This is a genomic window from Stenotrophomonas sp. 05L44_2 (assembly GCF_056665995.1).
Genome location: NZ_JBFTNR010000032.1, coordinates 1 through 13073, shown reverse-complemented (window position 1 = coordinate 13073; position 13073 = coordinate 1). Strand labels below are relative to the sequence as shown.

The following is a 13073-nucleotide window of genomic DNA, read 5'->3' as shown; positions in this document are numbered from 1 at the left end:
GATCACACCATCATCCAGCGTGGCGTGGTGCTGCCCTCCCCCGCCGTGGGCGCGGGGGCCGGCAAGGTCGCACTTGATGCCGAATCGCTGCAGTTCACTGCGGACGGCCACTTCTACATCGGCGACGAGTACACCGCCAACGTCTATTACTTCAACGCACAGGGCCAGCTGCAGGGCGTGATCGTGCCGCCGCAGGCGATCCAGCCACAACGTGATGGCAAGCCTGCCTTTGGATCATTGGCTCCGCCGCAGACCGGGCGCCGCAACAACCAGGGCGTGGAAGGCATGGGCCTGTCGCCCGACGGCACACGGCTGTTCGTTGCCCTGCAGAGCGCGCTGATGCAGGACAGCGCGGCGGGCAATGCCGCCGGCCGCATCAACACCCGCGTACTGGTCTACGACGTGTCTGCCAACCCGACGCCGACGCAACCGGTGGGCCACCATGTGATGATCCTGCCCGCCTACGCCCACGACGGCAAAGGCAAGCTCGACCGTACCGCTGCACAGAGCGAGCTGCGTGCGCTGGACAACGAGCGTTTCCTGATGCTGGCGCGCGATGGCAATGGACTGGGCAAGGAGGGCGACGACCCGATCGTCTATAAATCGGTGCTGCTGGTGAACGTGGCGCAGGCCTCCAATCTGGTGGGCACGGCCTATGAGACCGGCACGGCATCGGTGCTGGCCGATCCCGCTGACGCCATGTTGAAGACCGGCATCGTGCCCGCCAACGTCAAAGAGGTGCTGAACCTGCTCGACCGGCCGCAGCTGGCCCGGGCCGGGCTGGACCTGGATACAGGACGTGGCCCTCACCCGGGATTGCTGTCGGAGAAGTGGGAAGCAATGGACGTCTTGCCGGCGCTTGATCCAGAGCACCCGAACGACGTACTGCTGCTGATCGGCAACGACAACGACTTCACCGCCCGCAACTGCCGCATGCAGGGCGCGCCTGGTTGCCGGCCAGCGGCCGGCACTACCAGATCGACCACGCATAGGGATACTGGCCAATCTCCCTGGCCAGGCCCGCTCGAATGGGATTTCCCAGGATATACAGAGCCTGGCGATGCAACGATTCCTCTGCCCTGACCGCATGATCGAAGTACCCGGACTGCCAGACCACGCCGCGGCGACCGACCAGCCGATTCAAGGCCAACGCGCTGGATGATTTGAACCGGCGGGCGATGCCCGACAGCTCCGACGCACGCAGTCGCAACATCCAATGCACATGATCCGGCATCACCACCCATGCCAGTGACTGGACCAGGCCTTGTCGCTCCAGTTCCTCAAACTGGCTGGAGACGCAGCCTGCGGTAGCGCCGCATTCAAAGCGTCGGCGGCGCTGGCATGTTGTCGTGGTCAGCACATATACCTGACCGATGATGGAGCGCCGCCCGTGGCGCAGGAGATCGCTGCTCATGGGGCCGGCACTACCCAACGCAAAAGCCCGTCACGTCCGCCCCGTGGTAGTGCCGGCTGCTGGCCGGCAACCCAAGCCAACGCACAAGCCCATCGCGCCTGCCCCATGGTAGTGCCGGCCGCTGGCCGGCAACCCATGCCAACGCACAAGCCCATCGGGCCTGCCCCGTGGTAGTGCCGGCCGCTGGCCGGCAACCCATGAACCCCGCCCGGCGGTGTGCCCGGCCCCGTCACCCGCGCAGCGTGGCGCCACCATCCACGTACAGGTCACTCATCGCCACGTGCCCGGCCTGCTCGGACAGCAGGAACATCACCGCCTGCGCGATGTCCTCCGGCGTGGCCAGCTTGCGCAAGGGGATGCCCGCCTTGTAGGTGGCCGGATTGCCGGCGATCACCCGTGCCGCGCCCTGCTCGTCTTCCCACATGCCGGTCTGCATCGGGGTCAGCGTGGAGCCCGGCGCAACGATGTTGCAACGGATGCCCAACGGTGCAAGCTCCAGGCCCAGGCAACGGGTGAACATCGTCGCCGCCGCCTTCGAGGCGGCATAGGCGGCCATGCCATGCCGTGGCACGCCCGCCGCGTTGGAACTGACGGTCACGATGGCGCCTTGCCGGCGCGGCGACATCACCCGTGCCAGTGCGCGGCCCACATGGAACACACCATCGGCATTGACCGCGAACACCCTGCGCCAATCCGCGTCACGGGTGTCCACGACCTCGCCGACATGCAGCACGCCCGCCACGCTGGCCGCCAACATGATCGGTCCCACCGTGGCTTCCACCTGGTTTACCAGCGCGTCCACGGCCGCGCCGTCGGTGACGTCCAGTGCGAAAGCCTGCAYGCGACCATCGTCGGCTGCCAGCGCAGGTCGCTCGCGATCGGTTGCCACGACCCGGCACCCTGCGTCCAGCAGTTGCCCCACCAGCGCCGCACCGATACCGCCGGCTGCGCCGGTCACCAGCGCCACATTCCCTTCAAAACCCGTCAGCTGCATGTTGCACTCTCCTGTTGCCTGTCCCACTGCTGCAGCCGCGCCGACAACCACGGTGCCAGCTGCGCCACCGCATCACGCCCGGTCAGTTCGGCGTGCAGGAACGGCAGCTCGATGGCATCCACCTGCAGCGCATGTGCCTTCCACAGCGCGGACTGCAACTGCGGCCGTGCCTGATGATCGCGTCCGGCCCGCACATGCGCCAGCGTTCCGACGAAGGGTCGGTGCTGGTGTTCGCGGATCAGTCGATTGGTTCCGGTCACCGCCCGTACCACGCCGTCGAGCACCACCTCGGGCAGGCTGCCCAGCGCGCTGCCGCCGCGCCGCAGGAAGGCGAGGATGCGCTCGCGATCGTCCAGTTCCGGATGCGCGTCCGGGTCATGCCCGGCGATGGCCAACAGCGCCCGCAGCGCCGCGATCGGGTCGGGCTCCGGTTCGGCACGCCAGCATTCGCTGGGATAGGCATCGAGCAGCACCAGTTCGCCGACCTCGCGGCCGATGTCGTGCAGGCGCACGGCCATCGCCTGCGCGAGGATGCCCCCCACCGACCAGCCCAGCAGATGGATCGGCCCCTGTGGCTGCAGCGTGATCACCCGCTGCACATAGTCATTGGCCATGGCCTCGATGCTGCCTGGCAGCGGTTGCGTGGGGTCGAGCGCGGGTGACTGAAGCCCGTACACCGCGCGCGTTGGCTGCAGCGCCCGGGCCAGTGCGCGATAGTTCCAGGCAATGCCGCCTGCCGGGTGCAGCACGAACAGGGGGGCTGCGGTTGCCTCGTCGGATGCCGACAGCGCAATCACCGGCCCCAGCGCGTGATCGGCGCGTGCGGGCGGCTCGGCAATGCGTGCCGCCAGCGCGGCTACGGTCGGTTGCGCGAACAGCGCACCCAGCCCCAGCTCGCAACGCCAGCGCTGCTCGATGGCCAGCAGCAGGTGCACGGCCGACAGGGAGTCGCCTCCGATGCTGAAGAAATCCACATCAACCGCCACCGGCAGTTCACGCCCCAGCGCCTGTGCAAACAGCCCGGCCAGTTCCTGCTCCAGCGGCGTGCGCGGCGCCTGCCCGGCGGCCTCTTGCTGCCGTGGTTTCGGCAGCGCAGACCGGTCCAGTTTGCCATTGGCGGTCACCGGCCAATGATCCACGCCCACGAACGCAGACGGCACCATGTAGTCCGGCACCCGCGCCAGCAGATGGCTGCGCAGCGCCGCTGCATCGAGCAGCGCCGTCGGCACATAGGCGACCAGCCGCGCCTCGCCGGGTAGATCATCGCGCAACAGCACTTCCACCCGGTCCATTCCAGGCAGCTCGCGCAACGCTGCTTCAATCTCGCCAAGTTCGATGCGCAGGCCGCGCAGCTTTACCTGATGGTCGCTGCGCCCCAGGTACTCGACAGCACCGTCGCCCCGCCAGCGTGCCACGTCGCCGGTGCGGTAGATGCGCTCACCCGGCAGGAACGGATCCGCCAGGAAGCGCTCGGCCGTCAGGTCGTGGCGGCCGAGATAGCCGCGTGCCAACTGCACACCGCCGAGGTACAGGTCACCGGCCACGCCCACCGGCACGGGCTGCATCCGTGCGTCCAGCACATACAGGCGGGTGTTCCAGACCGGGAAACCGATCGGCACCGGGCGCGAGCGGTCATCGGCCGACGCCGGCCACCAGCTCACATCCACTGCCGCTTCGGTCGGCCCGTAGAGGTTGTGCAGTTCGGCATGTACCCGCGCATGGAAGCGGTCGCGCAGTGCGGCATCCAGCGCCTCGCCACTGGTGAACACGCGCCGCAGCCGCAGGTCCTGTGAGGCCGGTGCAGCCAGGAACGCATCCAGCATCGACGGTACGAAATGTGCGGTGGTGACACCATGGACGCGGATCAATCGCGCCAGCTCGGTCGGGTCGCGGTGTGCGTCCGGCCCCGCCAACACCAGCGTCGCGCCGCACAGCAGTGGCAGGAAGAATTCCCAGACCGATACGTCGAACGTTGCCGGGGTCTTCTGCAGAATCCGGTCGTCGGCACCCATGCCATAGTGCTCGCGCATCCACAGCAGGCGATTGACGATGGCGCGATGTTCGATCACCACGCCCTTGGGCTCGCCGGTCGAACCGGAGGTATAGATCACATAGGCCGCATCGTCGCCCATCGGGCCCGGCCAGGGTGCGGCAAAGCTCACGTCGGTCCACTGCTCCGGCGGCAGCACCRGCACATCTGAAAGACGGGATTGCACGCCGGCCTCTGCCAATACGCAGACCGGTTGCGCCGACGCCAGGATGCGCGCCAGGCGCTCCGCGGGATGGGCAAGGTCCAGTGGCAGGTACGCGCCGCCTGCACGCAGCACCGCCAGCAACGCAACCACCAGTTCCAGCGAACGCGGCAGCGCTACGGCAACGACCGTGCCCGGGCCCACGCCCAGCGAGCGCAGCTGCGCGGCCAGGGCGAAGCTGCGCGCCTCCAGCGCAGCATGGTCCAGCGTCGTATCGCCGAACACCAGCGCCGCTGCCGACGGATCGCGGTCCATGCCCTGCTGCAGCAGTTCGGCCAGGGTGGTGTCAGGCAGCGCATGCGTGGTGGCATTGAAGCCATGCACGACCTGCTTCGATTCTTCCGGCGTGGCCAGTGGCACCGTCGCGATGTCTTCGGCCAGCAGCGCGGCCGACACGAAATGCAGCAGCCGCCGGGCATGCGCCTTCATGTCATCCAGGCCATAAAGGGCCGGGTTTGCTTCAATCTCCAGATCCAGCAGGGTCTGTCCATCGCCACGGAAGCCCAGTGTCAGGTCGTCAACCGGGCCGGTGCTCAGCACTTCCAGTGAGGCCTGCACACCCGGCAGCGCCAGCGGCTTGTAGAACGGCTGTACATTGATCAACGGCCCATGCAGACGGTGCTGTGCACCGACCAGGCCGAGGTCACGACGCAGCTGTTCGCCACGGTAGCGCCCATGCTTGCGGCTCTGGCTGAGCTGGCGCCCGATGCGCCCGCAGAATTCCTCGACACCGCCCTCGCCGCCCGCCACCCGCAGCGGCAGCACGTTCATCACCATCGCCGGCACCCGCGCCGCCGCGTTGCCAAGCCGCGCCATGTACGGCACCCCGAGCACGACTTCCTCGGACGCGCTCATGCGACGCACATACTCGGCGGCCAACGCGGCAAGCACATCCGGCCACGGCTGCAGCCACGATGCCGAGACCTGCAGCAGGCGCTTGCGCAAGGCGGGGTCCACCGGCTGCACCCAGCGCAGTGCATCGTCACTGGCCGCGGCGGTGCCGGCCAGGCCGGTGGAGGCCGGGGCGCCCTGCAGCGCCTGCAACCACCACTGCCGGTCGACGTCGCGGCGCGCATCACTGCGGTAGCTGGCATCATCGGCCAGCACGCCCGCCAACCCTGGCAGCGCACTACCGGTGCGCCCCGCATACAGGGCGCAGACGCGGTCAGTGAACAGCGCCATGCCATAGCCATCGGTGGCCAGGTGATGCACGCGCAGGTACCAGGCCCAGCGCTGGCCACCCAGGTCGAACAGCACCTGCTGGCTCAGCCGGTCGCGGGTCGGGTCGACCGCGCTGCAGCGGTCAGCCAGCATCGCCGCGCGCGCCRTCTGCTGCGGATCATCGGCCGCGGCGACATCGCGCAGCTGCAGCAATGGCACCCGCGCGGGCTCGTGCCACTGCACGGGCTGGCCGTCCTCGGCCTCGGCGAAACGCAACGCCAGCGCCTCGGCCTCGACGGCGGCCTGGTTGGCGGCAGCGATGAACGCCGGCACATCCAGCGAACCCTCGATCCACACCGCGTGCGCGGTATTGAATGCAGGATTCTGCGGTGCCAGCCGCTGGGCAAACCACAGCCCTGCCTGCGCCTCGGTCAGCGGCAGCGGCGATCCGCTCATGACGTCTGCGCGGCCTGCAGCTGCTGCACCACCGCCCACCACTGGCGCAGCGTGGTGTGCTCAGCCAGCTGCGCGAACTCCAGTGGCAGCCCGGTGTTGCCCCAGGCCAGCACCAGCCCCAGCATGCGCATCGAATCCAGATCCAGATCGATCAGGTTGTCATCATCGCCGATGTCAGCCGCGTGGCAGTCCAGCACGCGGGCGACGTCGGCGCGCATGCGCTCCAGGGTCAAGGTTTCGGTCGTCGCGTTCATCACATTGCCTCCAGCAGCTGGTCGGTGGTCATCGGTACGCCGCACGTGCGGGCGATCCAGTGCAGCGCCTGGTCATGGTCGGCACGCGAGAAATCGGCCACGGCATCGGCAGCGATGAACGTCTCGATGTCACGCTGGAACGCCTCCACCGCCGTCGCGGTGCATCCGATGTGCGCGTAGACGCCGGTGATCAGCAACTGGTCGCGGCCGCGCACGCGCATCAGCGTTTCCAGATTGCTGCGCTGGAACGCGCTGTAGCGGTGCTTGACCAGCACATGCTCGCCCGGCTGCGGCGCGAGTGCGTCGATGATCGGCTCGTGGTCGGCACGCCGGCCCATGCCCGGGCCCCACAGGTCTGCCTGCAGGCCGCGGTCGCGACGGTCCTGGTCGCCATGCTGGGCGGTGTAGAACACCGGAATGCCGTGCGTACGGCAATGTCCCAGCAGGCGCGCGATGTTGTCCACCGCCGGCTGCAGCGGTGCGTTGCCGGCGTCGAATGCGGCGAGGAAATAGCGCTGCATGTCGTGTACCAGCAAGGCAACACGATCACGCTGGGGACGCCAGGCGCCTCGCGCCTGCGGCAGTTCCGCAGCGGTCGGCAGGGAATACGGGGTAATGCGGGGCAGCGCCATCAGCGCGTTCCTCCTGTCTGTTGCAGATGACGCGCGCGCAGCAGCGCGCGCAGTTCGCGGCGGCTGATCTTGCCAACCGCCGTAGTGTCGAAACTGTCCACGAAAACAATCTGATCGGGCACCTTGAAGGCGGCCAGGCCACGCCCGCGCATCCACGCCTTCAGCGCCGGCGCCTTGATGGCCTCGCCCTGCTGGATCACGAAGGCACAGCTGCGCTCGCCCAGGTAGTCGTCAGGAATGGAGACCACGGCGGCGTCGAACACGCTGGGATGGGCCAGCAGATGGTCTTCGATCTCCTCGGCGGAGATCTTCTCGCCCGCCCGGTTGATGTGGTCGCCGGCACGGCCCTGCACCACCAGATAGCCGCCGGGCAGCTGCTGCACGCGGTCGCCGGTGCGGTAGAAGCCGTCGTCGGTGAACGAGCGCGCGTTGGCCGCCGCGTCATTGTGGTAACTGCGGATGGTGTACGGACCGCGCGTGAGCAGATGACCGACCTCGCCTTCGGCAACGGGCTGGTCGTGGTCGTCGACCACGCGCACTTCATCATCCTCGCTGATCGGCCTGCCCTGGCAGGCGACGACCAGGTCCTGCGGGTCATCCAGCCGGGTGTAGTTGACCAGGCCTTCGGCCATGCCGAACACCTGCTGCAACGTGCAACCGAGGCCATCGATGACCCGCCGCGCGGCTTCCGGCACCAGCTTCGCTCCCCCGACCTGCAGCACCCGCAGGCTGGACAGATCGTGCCTGCTGGTCGCCGCCGCCTGCGCCCACAGCAGCGCCAGGGGCGGCACCAGACCACAGCAGGTCACCTTCTCGCGCGCGATCAACGGAAACGCCGCATCCGGGCCGGGGCCCGGGCTGAGCACCACGCGGGCGCCGGCGTACAGCGCACCGAAGAAACCCGGCGAGCTCATCGGGAAGTTGTGTGCTGCCGGCAGCGCAACCAGGTACACGCTGTCGCGGTCGATCCCACAGATTTCGTTGCTGGCGCGGAACGAGTAGATGTAATCGTCGTGCGTGCGCGGAATGAGCTTTGACAGCCCGGTGCTGCCGCCGGAGATCTGCAGGAACGCCACCGACTGCGGATCGGGATCGGCCGGCAGCTGGCTGCGATCGCCCTGCAGCGATTCCAGCGCGACGAACTCGGCCGCATCGCCGTCGATCAGCACGTGGCGTACCGCCGGCACTTCCGCCTGCAGCGCGCGCGCCAGGCCACGATGATCGAATCCTTCATGGACATCGGTACTGATGTAGGCACTGGCCTCGGCCTTGCGCGCAAAGTGGGCCAGCTCGGTGATGCGATGTGCCGGCAGCGCGTACACCGGCACCAGCCCGGCGCGGAACAGGCCACAGACCGTTGCGATGAAACCGGCCGTATTGCCCAGCTGCACCAGCACGCGCTCGCCGGGTTGCAGGCCCAGCGCCAGCAGCCCGGCGCCGATGCGCCCGGCCTCATGCCAGAGCTGCGCATAGCTCAGGCGCACATCGCCAGCCACCACCGCGATGTCATCGGCATGGCGCTCGGCGCGTTCGCGCAGGAAACCCGGGAAGGTTTCGCCACGCCAATGACCTGCGGCCCGATAGCGCGCGACCAGCGCTTCAGGCCATTGCTGCTGCAGTGGCAGGCGCGAATCAACGGTGGACGGCGTCATGCGGATACCTCGATCAGGGACAGCGGGTCCTGCACGCCCAATGCGTTCAGCAGGGCAGCAAACTTGGCGGCGGTTTCGGCCACTTCGGCCTCGGGCTGCGAGTCGGCGACGATGCCGGCGCCGGCATACAGGCGCAGCTGGGTGCCCTGCAGGCGCGCGCAGCGGATCGCCACATACCAGTCGCCGTCCCCCTGCGCATCGAGCCAGCCCACCGCACCGGCATAGAAACCGCGCGGCACCGGTTCCAGCGCACGGATGCGCTGCAGTGCCTGCAGCCGCGGGGTACCGCAGACGGCCGGGGTGGGATGCAGCTCGGCCAGCAGGGTCGCCGCCGACGTAGCAGCGTCCTTCAGCGTGGCGTGGATGCGCGTACCCAGATGCCACATGCTGGCGGTGGCGTGCAGCACCGGGCGTGGCTGCGCTTCGATATGGCTGCACCAGGGCGAGAGGCCATCGACAATGGCGTCGACCACATGCCGGTGTTCGTCATGATCCTTCGCCGATGCCAGCAACGCCTGCGCGGCGCGCTCGTCCGCAACCGGATCGGCACTGCGCCTGGCCGAACCGGCCAGCGGATGCGACAGCACCTGCGCCCCGCGTTTGCGCAGCAGCAGCTCCGGTGTCGCCCCCACCAGCCATGCCGGCGCCTGGCCAACGTCCACCGGCAGCGGCACGGCGTAGGTCGCCACCGAAGGATCGGTGCCGAGGCGGGCCAGCAGCATTTCCGGTGACAGCGCCTGCTGCGTGTGCGCCAACAGGCTGCGCGCCAGTACCACCTTGTGCAGCTCCGGGTCCGGCGCGCGCATCGCGCTGACCGCGTCGGCCACGGCCGCTGCATACGCCTGCGCCGAGGGCTCGGCAGTCAGCGCTCCGGACAGCGCCGGCGCCGCCTGCGACTGTACGGGCAATGCCGGCAGCAGGCGCTCGGGCTGGTACAACGCATCATCGGCGCGCGGCTCGAACGGCACCGCGCCGACCAGCAGGCCCGGCCCACCGCGCTGCTGCGCGAAGAACGTCGCCACGCGCTCGGCCAGCGTCGCCAGCGCACCGGTCGGCAAGGGTGCGCGGCAGCCGCGCGCGTGCATCTGCTGATCGGCCTGCCGCAGCAGGAACAGCGACGCTTCGGCGGTGGGCTCGGGCAGCATCGACGCAGCCTCCGGCCACGCGCCCTGCATCAGGGAATCGTTCATGGGGTCTCCTTCATCCGATACGCTGCTGCCAGCACGCACAGCACCAGCAGCAGCACGCCGACCAGCAGGTAAGGCAGGCTGGCGCCGCCGCGATACAACAGGGTGCCGAGCATCGGCCCGGCCACCATGCCCAGCCCCTGCGCCGCCGCGACGGTGCCGGCCGCCGCCCCCTGTTCGTGCGCCTGCACCGCGTCGGCGGCCAACGCCTGGAACGAGGGGAACACGAAGCCCATGCCGAACGCTGCAAGCGCGTAGGCCGCCGGCAACTGCCAGGTCTGCTGCACCGCCGCCACCGACGCAAAGCCGATGCCTGCGATCAGTGCGCCGAGGATGATCCAGCGCCGGGGATGCACGTCCAGTTTCATCACCAGCCCCTGCGCGAGGATCAGGCCCACGCCGACTGCAGTCAGTGCGATGCCGGCCATGCGTGCACCTTCGGCTGCATCCAGGCCGAAGCGATCGATGGCGAAGAAGCCGACCGTGACCTGGGCGATGGTCACCGACACCATCGCCACGAACGCGGCCATCTGCGGCAGGCGCAGCCGCCGGTCGAGGCGCGACAGTGGTACGCGGTTGCGGCTGTGTGCGGCTGCCACCGTCGGCGTGGCCGGCAGGCGCCAGGCCAGCAGGCCCAGCGCGAGCAGCGGCAACAGCGCAGCCACGTACAGCGCCAGCGGCAGGTTCTTGTAGGCMAGCCATCCGGCAGCAGCCGGACCCAGCACCATCCCCAGCGCGTTGGCGCTGCCCAGGCGGGCGAGGAATTTCGCACGTTGGCCGGTGGGTGCCTTGTCGGCGATCAGCGCGGCAGCGGTCGGCGGCACAGCCGCGTAGAACAGGCCGATCAGGCCACGCGCACCGACCAGCACCAGCACCGAGACCAGCATCGGCGGTATTGTCTGCAGCGCGACATCGATGAACACCGCCAGCGCGATGTAGACCACGGTGTAGGCACTCATCGCCAGCATCAGCACGCGCTTGCGGCCGATGCGGTCGCTGAGCTGGCCCCACGGGCGCGCGGCCAGCATCCACAACACGCCTGCGGCCGTGACCGATAGACCGGCATGCCATTCGGACAGGCCCAGCAGGCGGACCACCGGGCCGATGACGGCGACGAAGGACATCATCGCCATGGTGCCGATCAGGGCAGCCAACACCAGCGCCGGCAAGCCGGGAACCACGGGACGTGAATGCATGGAACACCAACCGTAACCAGGGAGGGAACGCCGGGCGCATCCGCACCCCGCGCGACGTCGCCCTGTCAGGCGGCGACGTCATCCTTAAATGATAACGGCTCGCATTTGCATTTGATACCCATTCGCTTGACGGGCACGCACCTGCGGGTGCATCACTGCCCTGCGCGTACCGACAGCAGGCCGCGACGCTTGAACCACCACTCCAGCGGCAGGGTCACCAGCGGCGGAACCGCAGCCAGCAACGCCAGCCCCGTTGCCCACCATGGCCAGCGCAGGCGCAGCGCCGCAAACAGAGTCACCGCCACGTAGACCAGGAACGCCACGCCATGCAGCGGCCCGAACAGCTTCACCAGCGCGACGTTGGCCTGCGGGCCGTACTTGAGCCACATGCCGGCCAGCAGACCGGCCCAGGTGATGGCCTCGATGAAGGCGACGACGGCGAAAAGGCGCCCGGTCGGGTGCAGCGGGTTACGGTGGGTCACGCAGGGCTCCAGCGCTGGATATCAAATGCGAATGATACGCAGATGCGAACGATCCGAACACCGAGGGTAGCGCCGGGCCATGCCCGGCGAACGGTAGAGCTCTGTCCACCAAGGTGGACACCTACCGACGCGTATCGGGCAGGACGTGCTCGCCGATCTCGCCCAGTACGTCGTCCACCGGTCGGCCGTTGTCCACCAGGTTGAACATCACATGCGCCACACCCTGCGCGTGTACGCGTTGCAGGTACCCCCGCAGCCCATCGCGGCCCACCTTCAGGCCCAGCGGCAGCGGCTCCGCCGGCGCAGTTGGATCGGCCTGCAGGTCCAGCAGCATCGACTGCACGAATGGCTTGGGCGCGCCTCCGCTCTGGGCCAGCGCCTGCTGCCACAGACCGATGCGCCCTTCCTGCGCGGTCTCTTCGCGGTGATAGGTCGCCCAGCCTTCGGCCTCGCGTGCGATCCACTGCAGGCTTTGCCGCGCGGTACCGACCACCAGCATCGGAATGCGCCTTGCCGGCGCGGGAAGTACGTCGTATCCACCGGTTGCCTGCAACACCGGCGCGCGCTCGGRGGGTTCGGAGGACAGCGCCGCACGCAGCAGCGACCAGCGCTCGCGGAAGGTGCCCGCCCTGCCCTGTAGGTCCTCGCCGAAGGCCGCGAACTCTTCTGGTCGATCACCCGAGCCCAGCCCCAGCACGAAGCGTCCACCGCTGATCCGGTCCAGCGTCAGCGCCGATTTCGCCACCTGCAGCGGTTGCCGCAACGGCAGCACGATGGCCGCAGTGCCGATCACGATGCGTTCGGTCGCCGCGGCCAGCATGCCCAACCACAGGAACGGATCATCCAGCGCACTGGCGGTCGCATCCGGCCCCTGCGGCACCATCAGCGGCACATCGCGGGTCCACAGCGCAGCAAAGCCCAGATCGTCGGCCAGCCGCGCGACGCGGCACGCCTCCAGTGGATCGGCCAGGCCGCGCGCGGCCACCGGCGTCATCAGGCCAAGGCTCAAGCCCTGCTCTGGAAACAGACGTGCATGGGCAGGATTGAAATCAGTCATGCCGCCAGCTTAGCGTGGGGCATTGATGGCGTCCCACAACAGGAAGTACAGCGCATGCCCAGGATCCGTCCCGCCCACGTCGATGACCTGCCCGCGATCAGCGCGGTGTGCATGGCGGCCTTCAATGCAGCCGTTGCGCCCATGCTTACCGCCGAGGGCATCGCCACCTTCGGCAACGTGGCCGCAGCCAGCGCCTTCGCCGAGCGCCTGCAGGGTGACAACCACATCCTGGTGGCCGAACAGGAGGGCCGTGTGGTCGGCGTGGTGGAACTGAAGGCGGGCCAGCACCTGGCGATGCTGTTCGTCGCGCCGGAGCTGCAGGGGCAAGGCATCGGT

At 68.6% G+C, this 13073-nt stretch carries 12 protein-coding genes; 2 read left to right on the top strand and 10 right to left on the bottom strand.

Features of this window, described 5'->3' with window-relative positions; genetic code table 11:
- Positions 1-1083: esterase-like activity of phytase family protein (locus tag AC1VAN_RS02030; RefSeq protein ID WP_480985174.1), on the top strand; the 1083-nt coding region annotated here is incomplete at its 5' end.
- On the opposite strand, the gene AC1VAN_RS02025 is transcribed toward AC1VAN_RS02030, so the two are convergent.
- The 10 genes from AC1VAN_RS02025 to AC1VAN_RS01980 all read right to left on the bottom strand — a co-directional run bounded on the left by AC1VAN_RS02025 (position 971) and on the right by AC1VAN_RS01980 (position 12737).
- Positions 971-1414, bottom strand: a complete 444-nt coding sequence (locus AC1VAN_RS02025; RefSeq protein ID WP_032975334.1) for an REP-associated tyrosine transposase — start codon at positions 1412-1414, stop codon at positions 971-973. The genes AC1VAN_RS02030 and AC1VAN_RS02025 overlap by 113 nt on opposite strands.
- 229 nt (positions 1415-1643) lie before the next feature.
- The gene (locus AC1VAN_RS02020) at positions 1644-2408 is read right to left on the bottom strand and encodes a 2,3-dihydro-2,3-dihydroxybenzoate dehydrogenase (protein ID WP_480985173.1); all 765 of its coding nucleotides are present in this window, start codon (positions 2406-2408) and stop codon (positions 1644-1646) included.
- The gene (locus AC1VAN_RS02015; RefSeq protein WP_480985172.1) at positions 2399-6277 is read right to left on the bottom strand and encodes an amino acid adenylation domain-containing protein; all 3879 of its coding nucleotides are present in this window, start codon (positions 6275-6277) and stop codon (positions 2399-2401) included. Before AC1VAN_RS02015 ends, AC1VAN_RS02020 begins: the two co-directional genes overlap by 10 nt.
- Positions 6274-6531 (bottom strand): phosphopantetheine-binding protein, encoded by a 258-nt coding sequence (locus AC1VAN_RS02010; protein ID WP_032975329.1) that lies wholly within the window; start codon positions 6529-6531, stop codon positions 6274-6276. Before AC1VAN_RS02010 ends, AC1VAN_RS02015 begins: the two co-directional genes overlap by 4 nt.
- Positions 6531-7163, bottom strand: coding sequence for an isochorismatase family protein (locus tag AC1VAN_RS02005; protein ID WP_025878587.1), 633 nt, complete (start codon positions 7161-7163; stop codon positions 6531-6533). The genes AC1VAN_RS02010 and AC1VAN_RS02005 overlap by 1 nt, the downstream gene beginning before the upstream one ends.
- Complete coding sequence (locus AC1VAN_RS02000; RefSeq protein ID WP_442252165.1) at positions 7163-8815, bottom strand: (2,3-dihydroxybenzoyl)adenylate synthase; 1653 nt, start codon at positions 8813-8815, stop codon at positions 7163-7165. The genes AC1VAN_RS02005 and AC1VAN_RS02000 overlap by 1 nt, the downstream gene beginning before the upstream one ends.
- A complete protein-coding gene (locus AC1VAN_RS01995) occupies positions 8812-10005 on the bottom strand; it encodes an isochorismate synthase (protein ID WP_032975325.1) in 1194 nt (397 codons plus the stop codon). Before AC1VAN_RS01995 ends, AC1VAN_RS02000 begins: the two co-directional genes overlap by 4 nt.
- Entirely contained in the window at positions 10002-11198 is a 1197-nt protein-coding gene (locus AC1VAN_RS01990) for an MFS transporter (protein ID WP_032975324.1), read from the bottom strand. The genes AC1VAN_RS01995 and AC1VAN_RS01990 overlap by 4 nt, the downstream gene beginning before the upstream one ends.
- Positions 11199-11350: 152 nt before the next feature.
- Entirely contained in the window at positions 11351-11680 is a 330-nt protein-coding gene (locus tag AC1VAN_RS01985; RefSeq protein ID WP_235189905.1) for a DUF3817 domain-containing protein, read from the bottom strand.
- A 121-nt stretch (positions 11681-11801) separates the two neighbouring features.
- Positions 11802-12737 carry a TIGR03571 family LLM class oxidoreductase gene (locus AC1VAN_RS01980; RefSeq protein ID WP_480985171.1) on the bottom strand — a complete coding sequence of 312 codons (936 nt, stop codon included), beginning with the start codon at positions 12735-12737 and terminating at the stop codon, positions 11802-11804.
- A gap of 54 nt (positions 12738-12791) precedes the next feature.
- Here AC1VAN_RS01980 and AC1VAN_RS01975 point away from each other — a divergent pair.
- The coding region (locus AC1VAN_RS01975; RefSeq protein ID WP_480985170.1) for a GNAT family N-acetyltransferase at positions 12792-13073 on the top strand (282 nt) is incomplete at its 3' end.